Genomic DNA, 18,027 nt, shown 5'->3' with positions numbered 1-18,027 from the left:
TCAGGTTGTGCCATTAAAAGAGCCTCGCCTTATTGTTTACGAGCCGCTAGTCGCTCTTTCAACGTTCCTGAAGACATTACACAACCGTTTGCCACATCAGACTTAGCAAAGCTAACCAGTTTAAGCAACGCAATCGCCTGCTCTTTGCGCTGATGTTGCTCGTAAGACTCAACTACATAAGCAGGTTTACCGTTTTGTGTAATAGTCAAAGGTTCATTGAGAGGCAGATCCGCCGCATTTTTTTTCAAAAAACTGACTGTTTCAGTTGCCATAATTAAATCACTCACTCTTTCATTTATTCATCACTTGTTGACTCATATCTACAACCGAGATTGCTTACTGAGTGCTTATAAAACTAATTGTCACGTAGATCGGTATTCAGCGGCAGATCTAACGCCTACTCACAACATCTACTATACAACCGCTTAAGCAGAAACCCAAATATGGTCTAAATTTAGACTTTATCACTTATCATGCAAATAACAAAACCAATATTTTCAATTATTTCGTTAAAAGTCTTTTTTATCCATTAATAAATAATAAGGTTAAAAATCGGAAATTTAATCGTCAAAACCAATTAATCGATATTAGCAATTGGTATTCTAATATCAATCAAAATAATATATGCCATGCCGTCTGTGACCTATAGGTTATGAATTTAGAGTATCTATGTGGCTGTCACCTCAGAATTAATCTCTAACATTTATTAAATGGATAGATGAATAATCGTGTATTTTTCATGACACAAAATAACAGTGACAGCGAGAAGACCGCCTTGGCGACCTTCTCGTTATCAATACTCTTTTAAAAGGTTCATTATGATAAACCGGCCTTTTGTATTACAATGTATTCTATGTAATACAAAAGGAACTTAACATGCCATCAATGTCAGTCCGTATCCCTGAAGATGTCGAACTAAAACTAGCTAAACTGGCAGAGTCCACAGGACGCACCAAATCATGGATCGCGAATCAAGCCATTCAAGACTATTTAACGCGAGAATTATGGCAAATAAACGAGATAAACGAAGCAATAAGAGAAGCTGACGCTGGACAGTTTGCTAGTGAAGAGGACGTGCATGCTACTTTTTCCAAATGGGGTGTGAATGGAAATTAAGTGGCTAGAAAACGCCTTAAAAAACCTTGATAGTGCTGCGGAATATCTTAACGAACACAATCCTCAAGCTGCTCAAAATTTCATGCAAGAGGTTCATTCTTTTACAACCCTCCTCAAAGAAAATCCTTCGATGGGGAGAACTGGTCGAGTTTTCGGGACTAGAGAATTGGTGTTACAACAATTCCCATACCTCATACCTTACCGAGTAAAAAACAATCGCATTGAGATTTTGAGAGTTTTTCCTACTCGCATGAATCCCCCTGCTTATTGGTAATCAGTACTAGAAACTAAGAATGTCACCATTTGGCGACATTCTCATGGCTGCCTTTCTGTGATTATCACTTCGGAGGGCATAATAAATCACAGTCATAAAATTTATAATAAAACCTTAAAAACTTAACCCGTGTTCGAATTGATATTTCTCGTGCTAATCTTTTACTTTCCAATTTAAGAACTTTATCCATGATTAAAAAACACGCTCTCTTTTCTCAAAATAACCCCAAAAAGCATATCATTCTTGTTGCCTTAATGGTGATTTTCGCAAAAGCTTCTGACTATAGACAAAAATATCTTCACGACTAAAAATCAGTAGTCATTATATCGAATGGGCGGTATTTTTCACAAAAAAAAATTCGAAAAGAAACGTTAAGGCGTAGCGGTTTTTCGAACACACCCGAATAGAAAAACACTATTTTTTGAATTACATATTTAACTTCCCCTCCTGAAGCTCACACACAAATCATAGTTAAACTGCAACCTTTATCATCAGTCAACAATACCAATCAAAATCACCAAATTAATTATCAAAACCGATTAATCGCCAAAGACAATCAGTAATACGCCATCAATCAGAAAACAATATGACATTTACGTATACCTATTTGTCAGTAGTGAATTTTGCTTGTTTAAATGTATATGTCATAACCTATATGTCATATATAATATTGTCATCACTTAAGTGGCACTTTAAAGGCATTATGTACATATTTGGGTATTTAAGAGCATCAACTAACGAACAAGATGCACAAAGAGCCAAGAGCAGCTTAAAGTCTTTTGTTGAAGAAAAAGATCATCGTGTTGCTAGCTGGTATTGGGAGAATGTTTCAGGGGCATCTTTAAAAAGACCTGAACTCATGCGTTTACTCGATGATGCAGCACCAGGTGATGCAATTTTAATTGAACAAGTCGATCGCCTTTCTCGTCTCAATGACGAAGATTGGATCACACTCAAAGCACTTATCCAAGAAAAGAACCTTAAAATTATCAGTCTTGATTTACCAACCAGTCATACAGCCCTTTCAGCACATATTAATGATGAGTTCACAAATGCAATGCTCAGAGCCATTAATAATATGATGTTAGATATGCTGGCTGCGATTGCACGTAAAGACTACCAAGATCGCCGTCGCCGCCAAAAAGAAGGCATAGAAAAAGCAAAGAATGACGGTAAATTCAGAGGGCGACAGGCTGATTTAAATAAACACGAACAAATTTACAAACTGCGTGTAATAAACGGACTCAGTATTGCTGATACAGCTAAACTCGCTGACGTATCATACCGAACAGTAATTAGGGTCGCTAAAAGATACAAAGCAAATGAGCCTGAATGAAAAACACTTATTGGGACACAAGCTTAGGTTCTGCTGAGCGCATGTTCAGATTCGATGCCGTGATACAGTAACAGAATTAGATTCGATGTTACTTTTCGCTTGTTCTAATACATACTTTCAGCAATTCCCTGATTTTCTCGTCAAATTGCATTGATGTAAAAAATCAAATTAATCAGTTAGATAGTGACATGATATGAATCGTGACATACGATACTTGATCGTATATTTATCTCTACTTATAAGATGGCAGATGAAAGTTATTTTTGTTTATAAGTACATAGGTAAGATAATTCAAAAAAGAATATACGAGCAAGATACACGCGATCTTTGTTCGTTGAATAGTACACAAGGCATTTAAACGGAACTAAAACAGTTGGCCATGTTTCGTGCCTCAACAAGTCTAGCCAACTATTTTATTCCGCTTAAAGCGGCTATGTGCAAGTGAGCTGTAGGTTTGTCCTTTTTAAATGGCTATTTAAAACTGTTTAACTTACGAGAAATTTCTTTGAGGAACAAAATCGTTTCTTCCCTGCTTAATGGCTTCTCCATACCAATGATATTCCAATATGGTAATTTTGGATTCTTACGGTCTGATAATATAATACCTAGCTTTTCAATTATTGTAGTGTCGTAACTTTGTACTATTATTTTAGGTTTGCAAGATGCCCGAATGAACACGGTTAATTTTAATCCGTCAAAGCATGCTAAAAATCCGAGCATACCATTACTTGGTTTTGCACTGTGTTGAGAATCACCACTTTCAGTATGAATTCCTGCTTCTTCAATATCTTCTCTAAGCCCCCTGATAAACTCGAATGCGTTAGCATCGTTAAGTTTAGAAAGGTGTTCTTTTGAATACTCTCCGTCACTTTCTGTTCGAATCTTTTGAGGGATTATCCATTGTTTTGGATTTCTTTCTCTGACGAGTGTAATTAATTTGTCTACTTGTTCGTATACTGATTCTTGCACATCAATTCGGAAAAACTCACAGCCTAAAATTTCTTTAATCTCAGCTTCCCGTATTGCATCTAATTCTTTAGTTCTTTGGTGGTAAGGCTCGTCAATCTCAATAGCAAGATTGAGATCAGGAAAATAACCATCAATTAAGTATGGACCAGCGGAGAACTGTGAAAGTAATTCTACGTCTCTCAAGGAATAATGCAGTGAATACATAACCATAGATTCCCAGCGTTTATGGCTAGTTCTGGTATTGTTGAAAATAAACTCTTCTATTAACGTGCTCATTTATAGGCTCTTTTGATAGTATTGCGGTCTATATTTATCATATAATTTTTGTCGCCTAATTTCTTCAACTAGGCTTGCCTTGTCTGATTATTTGCAACAAACCCATATCAGGAGCAAAGTGTTTCCATTTGAATTCTGGCTTGGTCATTAAGTCGCTAGATTCGAGGGGGAAAAGAAGGGATTCTGAGCCTTGGTTAAATTTTTTGCAACAGACCCATTAATAGAAGATCAAACTAAATATTGCATTGATAAGTTTCGCATTTAATCGGGTAGCCGAGGGTTTCTAGCCCTCAGCCCCCACAACACCCTGCATGCGGATCCGCACAGGGCGTTTCCCAAAAATGTTTAAAGAAAGTTGGCCGATTAGCTCCTACTTCCCCCAATGCTGGCTACTGTATTATCAATGCCCCCATGCCTAAAGTCCGGTCGGATATAGCATGTTGAGTTGCACAGACTCCTCATTAACCTCTAGGTTCAGGCCCTCACCGTGTCCCAACCATTACGATGGGCATTTGGCTACTATGCCGTCTGCTGACTTCTGCTTAATCACTTAACGAGTTACCTCGTAAAGCGCTATCGTTGTTCATCGGTTTCGCTCGCGTAAGTTGATGACGCTTACACGCCAGACCTGTTGAACCAGAGGCCAAACTGGTTAGGTTAACGATCGCATGTTAAGCAGATCTCCCCAGATATGGACATGGACTTTCACTGCGCAACTGCATCATTTACGGTGGTCATTAAATCACTTGGCTTCGTCGTCTTGTGCCAACTCGCCTCTGACCTACGCCTCATATGATATTCTTGTTCATCAGCTCGCAGTTTTGCTCGCGGCTTCCTTCAGACAGTTCCTCGCGGAAAAACCCTTGCCATTCGCTAGTAGTTAACATTTAATATCAACGAGTTGAATATTAAAGGGTGATTTTCCTACAGAGGACTTTCACCTCATTAGTTCATGCCCATACTGGGCGTACACAAGGCCATTAAATGGACAAAAAAAAAACAGCTGGCTTTTGTTCGTTCCTCACAAAGTATAGCCAGCTTTTTTGCCACTTATGTCAGCGTTATGTGTCAGTGTAAATAGAGGTTGTTATGAATGAAATAGAAGTAGCATTAGAAGAGAAGTATCGTTCAATCCATACACGTAATGGTGCACCTAGTTGGTCTGTAGATATAGAACCTGCGATTCCTTTCGTAGGAAATAACTATAAAAAAATGCCTGTGAAATGCCTTGTACTTGGCAGTGCAGAGAATTTGACTCATTTAGGTAATAGTAATGAAATTACTGAAAATAACTATTTACGCAATAGGCAAATAGAAGCAAAAAGCAAATTTTTTAAAAATATTCATATGACACCTATTAGTGACGGTTCGTTGTTGACTGCATCAAGATTTATTTTGGCAATGCAGGGGCATGATGATGTATTTTCAACTGAGCCAAGAGATTTTATTGAAGAAATAGCCACTGTTAATTTTGGAAAATATTCGATTGCCTCCGAGACCAATGAGGACTATGCAGGTAAGTTGAAATATCTTAAGGAAAGCTTTGAGCTTGTAAAGAGTGATTTAGAAATATTAAATCCTGACATTATTATAATGCCCAAGAAAATTTATGACTTTGCAGGTGTTAGAAGAGAGTTATTTGACAATGATCGGGTCATCGTTCCTATCTATCAAACTAATCGCCTAGTTATTAACTCACATCTTAGAAATGTAGAAGCTACAGATTCTATAAATAAATATTCATTTGCAAACAAATGGCTCAGTGAAACAATTACGGGAATGAATAGATACTTAAGTTGGCTAAATCAACAAGCTGAAAACACATAATCGGGTAGCCGAGGGCCTTTAACTCTCAGCCCCCATAACACCCTGAATGCGGATCTGCACAGGGCGTTTCACTTAAAATGGTGAAGCCTAATCCATCCATCACGTAGTTCAACCAATCCCTGAGATCTTAGGTAAGCATTGGATAATGCTTGCTGTATTCCCGGTGTCTTTGAACTTCGCCATGTGCCTTTACTGGTAATGCCACACGCAACGGCTGATTGAATCCGAACACCTCGATTCAACAGACTTTTTACTTTAGTGCTAACATCCACTGTCCACCTGTTGTTTATCCACGAGGCACATTACGGGTATTATGGTAAATTTTATTCTTCTTTAGAGAGCGAATTCATTAACTCGAATGCTAACGTCATAATCTTGGTGAGCTCTTAAGCGATGAATTTAATATGATATTCGCAAATATAGTTTCAGAAAGGCTTTCGCAATGTTCAGCCTTTCTGTTATTGATATATCAATCAATCTTATTAAGACGATCTAGAGAATGTAAGATAAAGAACAGTGTCAGAATCATGGATATAATTACAATTAGTAATTCATATACGTTTCCATTGAAATACTTATAAATATAGTCATCTTTAATATTGTTTACTAAAGGATACAGTAGGTAAAATGATGCGGATGAAATTACAAGTATAAAAGCGTATATAATCACCGTACGTAGTTTAATGTAAAGACTTTTATATTTGTAAGCGATTGAATATATAGATGTTAATGTGACTGCTGTGATTGTGCCAAGTAGACTCATCATATAAGTTGCGAGCATAGTTGCCCCTCCATTGGTAGTGGGTAGTTTTATTTGTTGACCAATGACGGAGGTATACAGGAAGGGTCGTGCTGAATACACACGAAGTCTTCTATATTACTCTGTGATACCTCCAATATTGGACGTTGTAGTGAAAGTTTTCATTTTATTATCCTTGTGGAACTTATTAACAAATGTCGTAATGCCCGCTACCATTAGAGAGTGCGTGGCGATTTTAACAAGTTGAAAATTAATTATACCATGGAAATCGGTGGTATTTTACGTGCCATATAGATTTATATAGAATGCTGTCATCCTATCCCCCCGAAAGACAATACAACCTGGTAGGTTGCTTCGCCCTTGGCATTATTGGCTGACAGAACGTGCGGCAGTACGGAAAAAGGAATATCTCAGAAACTGCCATGCAACGATACAAGAAGATCATCGGCAATACATTACACAGCAGAGGGTTTGAAAATCAGTCAAAGGAAGTGTTGCTCGGTTGTTCTATTTTGAATCGCTTTACCCATCTCGGGATGCCAATAGCTACCGGATCACCTAACCATATCAAAAGACCACGTAGCTTTAGTGTTGCAACTGTTAACCCACATTCTGGTATGGTTAGTTCCTGTTACGGGGGTTGAAGTCCAAGACGCTACGCCATAACTAACAAGCCAAAATCATGAAAAACGCTCACCACCAATCACTGAACTTGATTGTATTTCTCCACTTCCATTGTAAATAATATGGCTATTTGGTTTGATTACACCCTCATCACGAGACAGCCAGCGATTAACCTTACGTTTCAATGATTGTTCGCCAGGTTCATACGTCAAACCAACTGGGAATAAAAAGTCATAATCAGTGCTTCTATAGCTAAGATGTCTATCTGCATTGCAAACCTCAAATTCACAACCAAACTTTTCTTTCAGCACTTCTGCAATGTACTGTTCTGCCAACTTAACTTCCATTATGCTCTCCTTATCGTAACCTAACATTGCATTCAATAAACTCAGTTCGTATATCTCCATATGCTACACGCACCACACTGAAAAATATGTGATACAGAGCCTCAGAAGGCCATACCGCCCATTAATCAATCTAACTCAAGCGGATGATTGAAAGTTTGTGACGCTTTGAGAGCTATTTTCAAGGTGATTTTGAACATTCCGATTTCAAAGACTTTATTACATCAAACGGTCATTGACCTCAACTAAGCACGCTATACACCGTCGTCCGGCTGCATCCCAACTCTTTGCTGATGGCATGCTTATTCATCCCATTCTCTGCCAGTTCCCGTATTTGTTGATGCCGTTTTAAATCAGCATGGCGCCCTAAATGCTTCCCTTCTGCTTTGGCCTTGGTTCTGCCTTCATTGCAGCGCTGCAAGATGCGTTTTCGTTCCATTTCAGCAAAGGCTGAAATGGTGGTGTAAATAACACGACCATTGTCGCTGTTAATATCTACATCACCCAAATCATGGAACACTAATCCTGCGCCTTTGTTGGCGAGAGTATCGGCAATGTTTAACGCATCGATGGTGTTACGTGCTATCCGATCGACTTTCATCACATGGATCACATCTCCTTCTCGGGCGTAATCGAGCAAAGCGGTTAATTGTGCACGATCGGAATCTTTGCCACTGGCACTGTCACTGAACATTTTCTCGCAGCCGAATTGGGTGAGTTGTTGGTGTTGAATATCTAGCGACTGATCGTTGCTACTCACCCGTGCATAGCCAATGTTCATATTAATCCTCTAAAACCGTTCAATAAGGTACACCTTTGTGCGCACTGTCACCCTCTTGAACGAATCGTTCGATTCGTTCATAATAAACAAATAAACAAATAAACAAATAAACAGGAAAATGACTTATGCAATCTTTAACGGCCAATGCCGCCAAAACTAAATTTGGTGATCTACTCATGAAAGTGCAACGTGAGCCAGTACAGATCTGTAAGAACGGTTCACCTGTCGCTGTCGTCATGTCATGTGAAGAATATGCTCAACTAGAAGCCTTAAAACTGCAATTTGTAAAAATGCGCTTTGCTGCCGCAGACAAAGACATTGCTGACAATAACCTTGTCGATGGCGAAACGTTTTTTAACCAACTAGAACAGGACATGTTGGACTAATGAGCAAATATGTACTGTCAACTGGCGCCCAAACAGATCTCATTGATATTCGACAATACACGCTAGATAAATGGGGACAAGTTCAGTGGAAAGGCTACTTTGCAGAGCTTAAGTCGACGATGATCCTGCTGGCTGAAAACCCAGCGATTGGGGCCAAAACCTTAGATCTAGGCGATAACTATTTTCGTTTCCCTCTTAAACATCATGTCATCTACTACATTCAGCAACCGACACAAATTGTCATTGTTGCCGTGCTAGGCAAGTCGATGTCCCCTCAAAAGCATTTCGAAATCATTAACTAGCTTACTCCTTAATTTTTCGCCTTTTTATGTAGACCCTCAACGTGCTTGGGGCTTTATCAAATTTCCAAAAAGAGTGACTGAAATTACTAACTGTAATTACGATAATTACAGTAAATACCATAATTATGAATTTACAATGATGAGTGTTTTTTATACAATGGTTTAAATGGGTATTTTGGCGGGGAGAAGGTGGATGGTTGCGGCAAAAGTAACAGTAGAAAATGTATTTACTACGGCAAATCGGATTGTTGAGCAAGGTGAAAAGCCAACAGTACTCAAAGTCCATAAATCCTTGGGGGTGGGTAGCTACAGCACGATCCAGAAGCACTTGAAAGTGTGGGAAGGATCTGATGCGGGTCAGCTTGCGATGAAAGCTGCATTGCCAGAAGAGATCATCTTGCCCAATAATGCTCAGGATGCCATGGGTGATGCCATGAAAATCATTTGGAGTGCGGCACAGAAAGCGGCCAATTCATTGATTGAACAACACCAACTGACTATCCAATCTGATCATGAAGAACAAGAAGCCATTGTTCGAGAGGTACTGAGTAAAGTTGATGTGGCCGAGCAGCGCTTAAAAGAAACGGAAGCACGAGTTCGCCAACTGGAATCAGAGCGTGATGCGTCCATCGATGAGCGTGCCACATTACGCCAACAGTTAGATGCCTCACAACTTGAACTATCTCGTGAGCAGAGCACCAATAAAGAGAAAATAAACCAGCATGCTGTGGAAGTGGCTAGTCTAAATGCTCAGGTGGATGAACTGAAGCAAGCGCTTACCCAATCAAATGACAACCTATCCAGCAGCCAGCATAACTTGATTGCTGAGTTAGCCAAGCATGATGAAAGCAAGCAGCAACTCGCCTCCGCGTCGGCTGAGCTGAAAGCCAGTGAACGTCTATTAGGTAATTTTGAAAGCCAAATTGCTGAGTTAAAAGTGAGTAATCGTGAATATAGCGATCATGTTTCTGAAACCCGTCATGCGCTAACCGATGCAAGAGTATCTGAGTCTGCACTAGGTGCCGAACTGAAAGATGCGCGTAATGTTATTGATGAGTTGAAAGTTCAGCTATCTGAATCACAACAAGGCTTTAACAACCTTAAGAACGATAATATTGAATTGCGTAACGTGTTGGATGGTGAAATTGGTCGGTATTTGCAGGGTTTGAGCAAGAAATAAAGGTCTAAGGGTCTCTGTGGTAAATTTTGGCGTTTTTTAACTGTCGGTATTCAGTAGATTTTAAATTAAATGGGTTATTTAGCATCTTCCGGTAAGTTTTAAAATCGATTTTTTGGCTGCAGCCTAGTGATACCAAGGGTTACAGAGGAGCCTGGTGACAAACCGTTCTTTTAGTCAGAGAGCCCTAAAAAGAAAACGCAGTCATGATATTCATCATAAGTAAAAGCCTGCGAGGCAACCAATACTTTTTGTCTCGCTCAACCCGCAGATTGCCCCAAAACAGTGATCATTAACCCACCAATGTGACATTAATGTTCATCAAGCCATTCATCTGCTTCATCAAACATTTCTTCAAGTAATTGACTGACTAATTTTTTATCGGTACTCGATGCCCTGAGTACAGTTAATACATTGTTGTTCCCTTTACGAACGCGAATAATCGCTTCCGGCCAACGTGACAATATACGACGATTAAATTCGTTTTCGAGCTTTGGAAACCCTTTATCAGGGAGGCCCGTTTTATTCACCATCAATTCAATGTTCATACAACACCTTAAAAATACTGTATATAATTACAGTAATTATATACACAGCATGTTTAAAAGTAACGGATTCATATCACATATCAGCCGTCTAAAAGTGATTCATCTAACGTGTTACATTGTCACTATTAATCTCATCTTAAATGGCCTTCACCGATCGACAAAGAGCATAGGTAAATATAAACCCGCTTACGTTCTTATATTGAACGCAGTGAAATATACTAAGCTAACTACCCCTAAGCATGAATTAATCGCTTCTGGTGCGTTTCAGTGCCAATACAGCAGTAATTTACCCCCTTCTTCTCCCTGCTAAGCTGTTCTTATTCTGATGAAGGTTGAAATGAGTGAAATATCTTCCTGTCGGATGAGGGGTATAAGGTGCAACGGAACGAAAAACTATGATAAGGAAAATACTTCCTTATAAATCAATATTTTGTGAAGTATAGAGGGAGGTTGACCATTTTGATTTTTCAGGATGTTCGCAACAAAATCTAGATCTACGTTATTCATTGCCTATCAGGTCTGAAACATAGTTAATAACCAAGTATTTAAGGTTAATTGGCCTAGCGCTTCCATGTTACGTAATAACTTACAAGCGAGTAGACACTTAGGGTATAGGTCACTTGACCCAGTGTATTACCGTAGCCAATAAATGGAAATACCGACTTAAATTGGCTAGGTTTATTTTGGCTACTTAAATGGGCTATTTGAGTGGAAGATCACGATCTTAAGGGAGGGCTGAAGGTGGTAAGAAAATTCTTATCATAGTTTTTCGTTCCGTTGCACCTTATACCCCTATAACACCTTCAATCAATACTGTATATAACCACAGTGATTATATATACAGTATTATTAAACGCAACAGCTCCATGTCACATCTCATACGTCTAAAAGTGATTGATTTAATGTGTTACAGCGTCACTCTTAATGTCATATAAAATGATCTTCACTGATCAAAAAGATCATAGGTAAATATAAACACGCCTACACTCTTATATTGAGCGCAGCGAAATATACTAGGCAAACTACCACTGAGATTGAATTAACCGCTTCTGATGCGTTTCAGTGCGAATGTGGCGATATTTATCCCTTCTCCTTTCTGCAAAGCGGCTCTTTCTCTGCTAAGGGTTGAAATAAATAAAAAGTTAAAATGTCGGATGACAAAAGATAGTTACCACGCGTTCTTTATGGTTTCAGGATTGAGGTCGTAAAGAAATTATTGAATGATTAGATTACCTCGATGGGGCCCGTTCAATTAGGCGTAGAAGCTAATTGGTCGATATAGGTTGGTAATTGAAGGGGAGGTACTTGATAGCAGCTTGCTGCGTGCTGTTGTTTTTTTACTATTTATTTTTATATTTATCTTAGTATTTATCTAACTACAGAGTCTTCTAACTTACACCTGTTATTGAGTGCTTTTATTGGACAGCTTTCTAGGGCTTATTTCTTGCACCACTTTTCTTGTGAATAAGTTTTTTATGGTCTTGATGTTAAGAACATCGAAGGATAAACCGAGGGAGATCACACTTCTACATAGAGCTAAAGGGGGAGATAGAGGAAGAAAGGTCGTTCAAAAAGGTTCGGGCGTGCAGAATCCTCCGCTCTCGCGGATACGTTAAGATTGCTATAATGGGACTTGCTGAGGTTGTTGGTAGGCAGAAAACACCGTAGAGGTCGTGTCAGCATAGTCGTCGAGTGTCGAAGCATTGAAGATTTGCTGCACCCCTTCCATCAAGAGACGTCGAGCCACCCAAAAGAACCGTAATCCTTTCTTCTTCTGTCGCTCTCTTGTGGCAATGATCATCTGACAGATATTGCTATAACGCACAACTTTCAGATCAGAAAAGAAACGTTCGGTAAATTGCTTGAATGCCGCCGCACTACGCACTGTACCGCCCTTCTTATCCACACACACATTGATGCGTTCGGAATGAAAGTAACCGGCGTGGCCTAAGTGTTGAATCGCTTTTTTGAAGCTGTTCGGGGAAATGAACTCACCGAACCGAAGCGCATAGTCTTCTTGTAACTGATCATAGCTAATCGTTCTAATGCCCGCTTCTGTCGGAATACCGACACGGCCACCAATCAGATCGGTATTCGGCAAGATACAGGCAAGTACCTTAGCGATAAGACGTCGTGATTGAACATTATTGGTCGCATCACACCAAGCACGCAGTGAAGGAAATCGATTCGGGTTCTCGATAAACTCTTCACACCCTTTTAGAATACGGGCAAATTCCTGGGGCAGTGTTTCAACGTCACCATTTCTCAGTAATCGTCTCGCACGAAAGCCAATAGTAAAGTTGGTGGGTTTGTCCTGGCCTTGCAGCTTTTGGTTTTCGCGCTCAACCACGTCATGATGCAGCTCGATTAACGCTTGCTTGCGTAACTTACGCTTAGCACGGTACTCGGCATCATATTCGCCCTTATTCGGCGTGACGGGTGCTGGCTGTGGGATCGACGTTGAAGATTCAGCGAATGTCATGACACACATCCTCAACATAAGTACACAAAGCAGCATACGCTAGGGCATTATGGTGATAGAGATAGTGTCTAGATTTTTGGAGCAATGAGGGACAACAATAATGTAATGTCATAATAAAGTTCTTTGCAGTTTAAAGGGTCTGTTTGAGTGTCACCCCAAACATTAGGATCAATCTACTGCAAAAAATCATAAAGATCAAATTGTTATTGTTTACGAAAATTTCAGATACAAAAAAAGCCGATCCTGCAAAGGCAATCGGCTTTTTCTGCGAATGCTATTTAGTTGGATTGACGGTCCAACACATTCTTAATTTGAAAAATACACTACATAGAAAACTATGTAGTAATGTGCTATGTAATGCACTTTTAGCTTCAAACTATGAGCCAATTATAGCAACAAAGATAAAAGAATGAACCACAAATATTGATTTTTTTGTTTACTTTCGTTGTTAGATATTAATACACGATGAATACCAAAATACTTGACCAATCACTTCAAAATCAGAACCTTCATTTTTTTTATAAATTTCATCACAAAAATCCTTATTGTAGCTTCGTATAATTATTTCATTTGGTGTTTCTATAAGAATTTTCACACGCAATAAGTCCCCTTGCCTAATAACATACATCATTCCATCATGTACAATCTGTTTATGCGGATTTAGTGCGATAACAGAACCATTGCTAAGAACTGGTTCCATAGAGTTTCCTGAAACTTTAATACAACATACTGATTTTTTATTGGTTTGTTTATCAATAACAGCTTTAGGTATAGGCATTAACTCCTGCTCATCACTATCATTCATATAACCATTACCTGCAGCTGCTTTGATGTCATAACAATATCTAACCATGACAACATCTCTGCATTCGCTTTGTCTGCCACTTAATAGCCACTCAGGATCACATGAAATATATTTCGCTAAAGAATTTAATGTATCTCCTGTTGGAACACTATGCCCAAGTTCCCATCTTGAAACCGCAACCTTAGAAACACCTATTGCCTCTGCAATCATTTTTTGCGTTAAGCCTCGAAGCTTACGCTTGCTTTTCAATCTATCTGCAAATTTCATCCTTTTATTTTAAAGATAAAACAAACTTGTATTGTTAAACACAGTCCCTTTTAGTGGTTTTATTGTTTACTTTTCATGGTTTTATTGTTTACTTCTTCTGCGTTATAAATTAATATTCTCACCATGATCATCCATACAGTACTCCTTTAGCAGTACAAAGGAGCTGAGTATGACCCAGAAAAAGTACATTTCAGTCAATGTATTGATGGACGTCAAATGCAGCAATATGCTCACACGTTCAGCCAAAAAGAACATGCGTTGTAAACGTCATGAAGCCGCCGCAAGACTTAAAGATCATCTTTTACGTTTCGGTGGTGAGTGGACTGAAAAAACGACAACAGAAAAGCAATGATCTGTTTTTTTAAGTAAAAAAATCCCTAATAGGGATTCGCTCTTTAACAACTTGAAAGCCAAAGAGTGTTGCTTCAATAAAACACTTGGATGGGTTGCCTCAACTACTCGTGCCGCTTCTACTTCATAACTTGAGAAAATATAGAACGTGGAGGTTAACGAAAATACGCATTGTGAAATGCTGATAAGACCGTAGTCAATGAGACCAAATATGAAGCCCTGTGTGATCACAAAAAAGTTCATAGATGCCACGGCATCAGCACATCCAAGGGCGGAAACGTCTTGGCGGAATTGGTTTATAACTCCGACTAAACCATTCATGTGTGAACGGAGTCTTTATTATCCAATTTAAATCGAGAGGGACTTGATATGAACCATTTACTAAACAAACGTATCACTTACTTGCCAAACAAGCGCGTCAATAACGCGGTACGACTGGCTGTACGCAAGAAGTATTTGATGAGTGCATTCATCGGTACAGTGTTACAAAACACGATACTATTAACGGAATCCACCCATCAGTTAAAAGTGGGGATACGGTACTCCATCAATAAAGATGGCGCATTGTGCAAAACAAAATCCAGACAAAGAACATGGCCTTACTATGGTTATCACCGCCGTTAAAACGTTGTTAGTAAGTATCTGTATTAACCTTTAAACAAGATCAATACACATGCTCACTATAGAGAGACACCACCCAATAAGTCCGTCATTGATACGCTTAGTCTTAGCTTACACTTACCTATTATTAGCGTTATCAATGACGGCATCCTAACACCGATTCCCTCCCTCAAAGGTCGATGTATTCACGACGATAAGGGAGTCAGCCAGTGAGTCGGGAAGCATGCAAGCGTTACTTCGTCTCTGGAACCAAGCTTGTGTACTGACTCGTTTCAGAGCATTACATGGCAGCAACACTCAAGCCGGAGTGATGAGGTTCGTCGATAGTACCCCCAAAAACTATGGCGAGTTAATCCAATTTAAAGGCGAGGGATGAGACAAAAGAAGACAGCGAGCACGTTCATCAATAAAAACCGCTTAATTAAGGCATCTCAATGCTATTCAATATATTAAAGAATATAAAAGCTTTGCTTTTCGAGCTTACGATAGCCCCAATAATTCAATACAAGCAACCTTATCATGTCATTGATAGACATATAAAAACCGTCGTTGACATGCTCAATGACATTGACGATGTTGAAACAATAGCATCTTGTCACGGTCATTTATTTGGTCGTATCGAAGCTCCTTATGTGTACTTTAAAGCCCCTGTAGATATAGCGACACACTTACATAAACAGATATGGACAGCAACTCAATTTAGCCCTATTTATTGGGTTATTTATGGAAAATACAATAACGAGAGTGAGTTGTGTTTTTCTTTAAGATCGCCACCTTACGAATCTGCTTATCACCATTTTTTTTCACGCCTACGATTATACGGATACCGCAGACGTGAACTCGAACAATCAATGGTTCAGTTAGCCCAGGAAATTAAGACCGCCAGCGAAATGCTCAAACGCCAAGTAAGCAATAATCGCAACGCCGACAACGCCCGCTAAAATATTATTGTTTCGCTTGGTATGAAATGGATCTTTCGTATCACAATTAGGACAAGTGGTTGCATCAGGAGCAAGTTGTTTATTACAAACAACACAAGGGCGCATTTTTGCCATATAAACCTCGTAATTAAATTAAACTAAACTAAATAAAAATGAACGGTAAATAACAGTATCAACCTTATTTACACACCCTTTTTTAAAGGAACGACATTATGCGCCTATTCATCACTGAAAAGCCATCATCAAGTCATTGATACGCTTAGTCTTAGCTTACCTATTATTCGCGTTATCAAGGGCGGGATCCTAGCACCTATCCCTCCCTGAAAGAGTCGTATCAATGGTGACATCCATCATAAAAAGAGGTATCGCAATGAATAAACACGATGACACTAAAAATAAGCAAAATCTAGTGGATGCGTTTCTATCAGGCATTCTCGTTGCACTCCAATCAATTGCACTTTGTGATAGAGCAGAGGTGGCAACAGAAATTGTGGCGGGGATCGGGGATGACATTAACCGCCTTGTCGAGATAGCAAAGAACGAGGGCGGCGTCGATGCAGAAACAATTAACTGGCTAGTCAGTAATGAAATCATTGACCGCCGTCATTTAACAAAAATGACACAGCAACATTCAATGTGATTGGCTCGATATTTAAGAAGGAACGGCATAAGATGGCAATAAAAAATCTGTCCAACGCAATAACAGCACTTCGAACCCAAGTTCGTGCACGACACGGTGCAGATAAACAGGCCCTGTCGATAGCAACTCAAGCCGTTAAAGAACAAGCCCCGTTTACACAAATGATACAGCAAGCATTGATTGGCAATAAAGACGGGAAAACATTATCCAATGTCACCGCCCAATGGGTTAATCAGCAACACAAACCAAAAGGCTAATACGATTATCAATTGAAGAATACCCCCTTATTTATACGCTCGATGTGTCATGCCATTGCTGAGCAACGCGAACCCATGGCCTGACACATGAGCAACTAGCCTTATATATACGTCCTTGTTCACAACGGTGGTCTTTAATAACAAAACGCCATTACGATGACGTTTTGTTATTTACAGGGAGGTCTGACATGAATAAAAACGAATTCTTTTCACCTTACGTCATGGTCGCAACCCAAAAAGCAAACGGCTCGTGATACGGCCTATTGCCTGCGACAATGCCGAGCAAGACGCCAGATAGAAACGCTGCGGGATGCTCAATCATTTGGACTGTCACTGGCTGATATTGACGCTGGATAGGAGTGAGAGCCCCCACCTATCCTACTTAACGATTCATCTTTGGAGGAAAGTCTATGTGATCAGCCATTAACCCTTTGCTTTTTATCAGCAACACTCGGATGTCAAACCCAACAGGTCGCGGTATTCACGACGATAGGGCGAGTGCCCCCCATCATCTGTCCATGACGACGTACAAACGGCTATCGGTAGTGCGTCAACAGAATGAATACACCCATGACGTTACCCTAACCACTAATGAATCATGTGATAGCGCATCATGTCATTACCTGTGCGGCACAGGTATCAACGCCGCAACCTAATCATTATTAACACACTTGTGTCGCCCTTTATCTCGATAAAGGGCGTTTTTTCATGCGTAAAACACCGCTATGCAGACAGACGTTTCGCATGCGAAATCAGTGACTCCCCTTATTCATCGTTAATCACACCTTCCCCTCGCGGGGCAGGCGATTGACTGTTCCCGTCAGTCTGAATGTGTAAGGAAGCCACACATAATATTTCAACTATAAAAAGGAAATACCCATGTCAAAAAAGCTAGGTTTATTACTTCTTGCCGGTACGGCTGTGCTGGCGGTCAGCCAGCCAG

At 39.7% G+C, this 18,027-nt stretch carries 21 protein-coding genes; 13 read left to right on the top strand and 8 right to left on the bottom strand.

The features are described from left to right. Positions 1-29 precede the first annotated feature (29 nt). Positions 30-272, bottom strand: coding sequence for a type II toxin-antitoxin system Phd/YefM family antitoxin (locus C9J12_RS28505; protein ID WP_107246549.1), 243 nt, complete (start codon positions 270-272; stop codon positions 30-32). Positions 273-876: 604 nt separating this feature from the next. On the opposite strand from C9J12_RS28505, the gene C9J12_RS28500 reads away from it, so the two are divergent. From C9J12_RS28500 to C9J12_RS28490, 3 genes are all read left to right on the top strand, one after another. Next, positions 877-1,116, top strand: coding sequence for a CopG family ribbon-helix-helix protein (locus C9J12_RS28500; RefSeq protein WP_107246546.1), 240 nt, complete (start codon positions 877-879; stop codon positions 1,114-1,116). Beyond that, positions 1,106-1,390, top strand: a complete 285-nt coding sequence (locus tag C9J12_RS28495; RefSeq protein ID WP_107246544.1) for a type II toxin-antitoxin system RelE/ParE family toxin — start codon at positions 1,106-1,108, stop codon at positions 1,388-1,390. Before C9J12_RS28500 ends, C9J12_RS28495 begins: the two co-directional genes overlap by 11 nt. 703 nt (positions 1,391-2,093) lie before the next feature. Continuing rightward, positions 2,094-2,726 (top strand): recombinase family protein, encoded by a 633-nt coding sequence (locus C9J12_RS28490; protein WP_107246541.1) that lies wholly within the window; start codon positions 2,094-2,096, stop codon positions 2,724-2,726. Positions 2,727-3,197: 471 nt separating this feature from the next. Here C9J12_RS28490 and C9J12_RS28485 read toward each other — a convergent pair whose 3' ends face one another. Next, the gene (locus C9J12_RS28485; protein ID WP_107246538.1) at positions 3,198-3,971 is read right to left on the bottom strand and encodes an AbaSI family restriction endonuclease; all 774 of its coding nucleotides are present in this window, start codon (positions 3,969-3,971) and stop codon (positions 3,198-3,200) included. A gap of 1,089 nt (positions 3,972-5,060) precedes the next feature. Between C9J12_RS28485 and C9J12_RS28480 the strand changes: the two genes are divergently transcribed. After that, positions 5,061-5,798 carry a hypothetical protein gene (locus C9J12_RS28480; RefSeq protein WP_107246536.1) on the top strand — a complete coding sequence of 246 codons (738 nt, stop codon included), beginning with the start codon at positions 5,061-5,063 and terminating at the stop codon, positions 5,796-5,798. Positions 5,799-7,238: 1,440 nt separating this feature from the next. On the opposite strand, the gene C9J12_RS28465 is transcribed toward C9J12_RS28480, so the two are convergent. Together C9J12_RS28465 and C9J12_RS28460 are read right to left on the bottom strand one after the other, a co-directional pair. Continuing rightward, complete coding sequence (locus C9J12_RS28465; protein ID WP_107246529.1) at positions 7,239-7,529, bottom strand: hypothetical protein; 291 nt, start codon at positions 7,527-7,529, stop codon at positions 7,239-7,241. A 238-nt stretch (positions 7,530-7,767) separates the two neighbouring features. After that, complete coding sequence (locus tag C9J12_RS28460) at positions 7,768-8,307, bottom strand: recombinase family protein (protein ID WP_107246527.1); 540 nt, start codon at positions 8,305-8,307, stop codon at positions 7,768-7,770. Between the two features lie 125 nt (positions 8,308-8,432). On the opposite strand from C9J12_RS28460, the gene C9J12_RS28455 reads away from it, so the two are divergent. The 3 genes from C9J12_RS28455 (at position 8,433) to C9J12_RS28445 (ending at position 10,175) form a co-directional block, all read left to right on the top strand. After that, positions 8,433-8,693 carry a type II toxin-antitoxin system Phd/YefM family antitoxin gene (locus tag C9J12_RS28455; protein WP_107246524.1) on the top strand — a complete coding sequence of 87 codons (261 nt, stop codon included), beginning with the start codon at positions 8,433-8,435 and terminating at the stop codon, positions 8,691-8,693. Next, positions 8,693-8,995, top strand: a complete 303-nt coding sequence (locus tag C9J12_RS28450) for a type II toxin-antitoxin system RelE/ParE family toxin (protein WP_011176797.1) — start codon at positions 8,693-8,695, stop codon at positions 8,993-8,995. Before C9J12_RS28455 ends, C9J12_RS28450 begins: the two co-directional genes overlap by 1 nt. A 193-nt stretch (positions 8,996-9,188) precedes the next feature. Then, positions 9,189-10,175 (top strand): DNA-binding protein, encoded by a 987-nt coding sequence (locus C9J12_RS28445; RefSeq protein WP_227876500.1) that lies wholly within the window; start codon positions 9,189-9,191, stop codon positions 10,173-10,175. Between the two features lie 308 nt (positions 10,176-10,483). Here C9J12_RS28445 and C9J12_RS28440 read toward each other — a convergent pair whose 3' ends face one another. From C9J12_RS28440 to C9J12_RS28430, 3 genes are all read right to left on the bottom strand, one after another. Continuing rightward, on the bottom strand, positions 10,484-10,720 hold the full coding sequence (locus C9J12_RS28440) for a DinI-like family protein (protein ID WP_107246519.1): 237 nt from the start codon (positions 10,718-10,720) through the stop codon (positions 10,484-10,486). A gap of 1,621 nt (positions 10,721-12,341) precedes the next feature. Continuing rightward, the gene (locus C9J12_RS28435; protein WP_193944718.1) at positions 12,342-13,202 is read right to left on the bottom strand and encodes a hypothetical protein; all 861 of its coding nucleotides are present in this window, start codon (positions 13,200-13,202) and stop codon (positions 12,342-12,344) included. A gap of 448 nt (positions 13,203-13,650) precedes the next feature. Next, positions 13,651-14,274: an XRE family transcriptional regulator gene (locus C9J12_RS28430; protein ID WP_107246516.1), complete on the bottom strand. Its 624-nt coding sequence runs from the start codon at positions 14,272-14,274 to the stop codon at positions 13,651-13,653. A 169-nt stretch (positions 14,275-14,443) separates the two neighbouring features. Between C9J12_RS28430 and C9J12_RS28425 the strand changes: the two genes are divergently transcribed. The 5 genes from C9J12_RS28425 (at position 14,444) to C9J12_RS28410 (ending at position 17,084) form a co-directional block, all read left to right on the top strand. Next, positions 14,444-14,626 (top strand): TraY domain-containing protein, encoded by a 183-nt coding sequence (locus tag C9J12_RS28425; RefSeq protein WP_107246514.1) that lies wholly within the window; start codon positions 14,444-14,446, stop codon positions 14,624-14,626. 368 nt (positions 14,627-14,994) lie between these two features. Then, positions 14,995-15,249 (top strand): hypothetical protein, encoded by a 255-nt coding sequence (locus C9J12_RS30545; RefSeq protein ID WP_146150127.1) that lies wholly within the window; start codon positions 14,995-14,997, stop codon positions 15,247-15,249. Between the two features lie 431 nt (positions 15,250-15,680). Next, positions 15,681-16,187: a hypothetical protein gene (locus C9J12_RS28420; RefSeq protein WP_107246512.1), complete on the top strand. Its 507-nt coding sequence runs from the start codon at positions 15,681-15,683 to the stop codon at positions 16,185-16,187. A 370-nt stretch (positions 16,188-16,557) separates the two neighbouring features. Beyond that, positions 16,558-16,827 carry a hypothetical protein gene (locus C9J12_RS28415; RefSeq protein WP_146150126.1) on the top strand — a complete coding sequence of 90 codons (270 nt, stop codon included), beginning with the start codon at positions 16,558-16,560 and terminating at the stop codon, positions 16,825-16,827. A 32-nt stretch (positions 16,828-16,859) separates the two neighbouring features. After that, complete coding sequence (locus C9J12_RS28410; protein WP_107245396.1) at positions 16,860-17,084, top strand: hypothetical protein; 225 nt, start codon at positions 16,860-16,862, stop codon at positions 17,082-17,084. Between the two features lie 214 nt (positions 17,085-17,298). Here C9J12_RS28410 and C9J12_RS30895 read toward each other — a convergent pair whose 3' ends face one another. Then, entirely contained in the window at positions 17,299-17,457 is a 159-nt protein-coding gene (locus tag C9J12_RS30895) for a hypothetical protein (RefSeq protein WP_170111909.1), read from the bottom strand. A gap of 82 nt (positions 17,458-17,539) precedes the next feature. On the opposite strand from C9J12_RS30895, the gene C9J12_RS30540 reads away from it, so the two are divergent. Then, positions 17,540-17,740, top strand: coding sequence for a hypothetical protein (locus C9J12_RS30540; RefSeq protein ID WP_146150125.1), 201 nt, complete (start codon positions 17,540-17,542; stop codon positions 17,738-17,740). Positions 17,741-18,027 lie beyond the last annotated feature (287 nt).

Source organism: Photobacterium frigidiphilum (genome assembly GCF_003025615.1).
Lineage (GTDB): Bacteria > Pseudomonadota > Gammaproteobacteria > Enterobacterales > Vibrionaceae > Photobacterium > Photobacterium frigidiphilum.
This window is presented reverse-complemented; position numbering and strand designations above follow the sequence as displayed.

Coding starts and splice junctions, on each gene's coding strand:
- C9J12_RS28505 (WP_107246549.1), bottom strand. CDS start 272: ATGGCAACTGAAACAGTCAGTTTTTTGAAAAAAAATGCGGCGGATCTG.
- C9J12_RS28500 (WP_107246546.1), top strand. CDS start 877: ATGCCATCAATGTCAGTCCGTATCCCTGAAGATGTCGAACTAAAACTA.
- C9J12_RS28495 (WP_107246544.1), top strand. CDS start 1,106: ATGGAAATTAAGTGGCTAGAAAACGCCTTAAAAAACCTTGATAGTGCT.
- C9J12_RS28490 (WP_107246541.1), top strand. CDS start 2,094: ATGTACATATTTGGGTATTTAAGAGCATCAACTAACGAACAAGATGCA.
- C9J12_RS28485 (WP_107246538.1), bottom strand. CDS start 3,971: ATGAGCACGTTAATAGAAGAGTTTATTTTCAACAATACCAGAACTAGC.
- C9J12_RS28480 (WP_107246536.1), top strand. CDS start 5,061: ATGAATGAAATAGAAGTAGCATTAGAAGAGAAGTATCGTTCAATCCAT.
- C9J12_RS28465 (WP_107246529.1), bottom strand. CDS start 7,529: ATGGAAGTTAAGTTGGCAGAACAGTACATTGCAGAAGTGCTGAAAGAA.
- C9J12_RS28460 (WP_107246527.1), bottom strand. CDS start 8,307: ATGAACATTGGCTATGCACGGGTGAGTAGCAACGATCAGTCGCTAGAT.
- C9J12_RS28455 (WP_107246524.1), top strand. CDS start 8,433: ATGCAATCTTTAACGGCCAATGCCGCCAAAACTAAATTTGGTGATCTA.
- C9J12_RS28450 (WP_011176797.1), top strand. CDS start 8,693: ATGAGCAAATATGTACTGTCAACTGGCGCCCAAACAGATCTCATTGAT.
- C9J12_RS28445 (WP_227876500.1), top strand. CDS start 9,189: ATGGTTGCGGCAAAAGTAACAGTAGAAAATGTATTTACTACGGCAAAT.
- C9J12_RS28440 (WP_107246519.1), bottom strand. CDS start 10,720: ATGAACATTGAATTGATGGTGAATAAAACGGGCCTCCCTGATAAAGGG.
- C9J12_RS28435 (WP_193944718.1), bottom strand. CDS start 13,202: ATGACATTCGCTGAATCTTCAACGTCGATCCCACAGCCAGCACCCGTC.
- C9J12_RS28430 (WP_107246516.1), bottom strand. CDS start 14,274: ATGAAATTTGCAGATAGATTGAAAAGCAAGCGTAAGCTTCGAGGCTTA.
- C9J12_RS28425 (WP_107246514.1), top strand. CDS start 14,444: ATGACCCAGAAAAAGTACATTTCAGTCAATGTATTGATGGACGTCAAA.
- C9J12_RS30545 (WP_146150127.1), top strand. CDS start 14,995: ATGAACCATTTACTAAACAAACGTATCACTTACTTGCCAAACAAGCGC.
- C9J12_RS28420 (WP_107246512.1), top strand. CDS start 15,681: ATGCTATTCAATATATTAAAGAATATAAAAGCTTTGCTTTTCGAGCTT.
- C9J12_RS28415 (WP_146150126.1), top strand. CDS start 16,558: ATGAATAAACACGATGACACTAAAAATAAGCAAAATCTAGTGGATGCG.
- C9J12_RS28410 (WP_107245396.1), top strand. CDS start 16,860: ATGGCAATAAAAAATCTGTCCAACGCAATAACAGCACTTCGAACCCAA.
- C9J12_RS30540 (WP_146150125.1), top strand. CDS start 17,540: ATGTCAAACCCAACAGGTCGCGGTATTCACGACGATAGGGCGAGTGCC.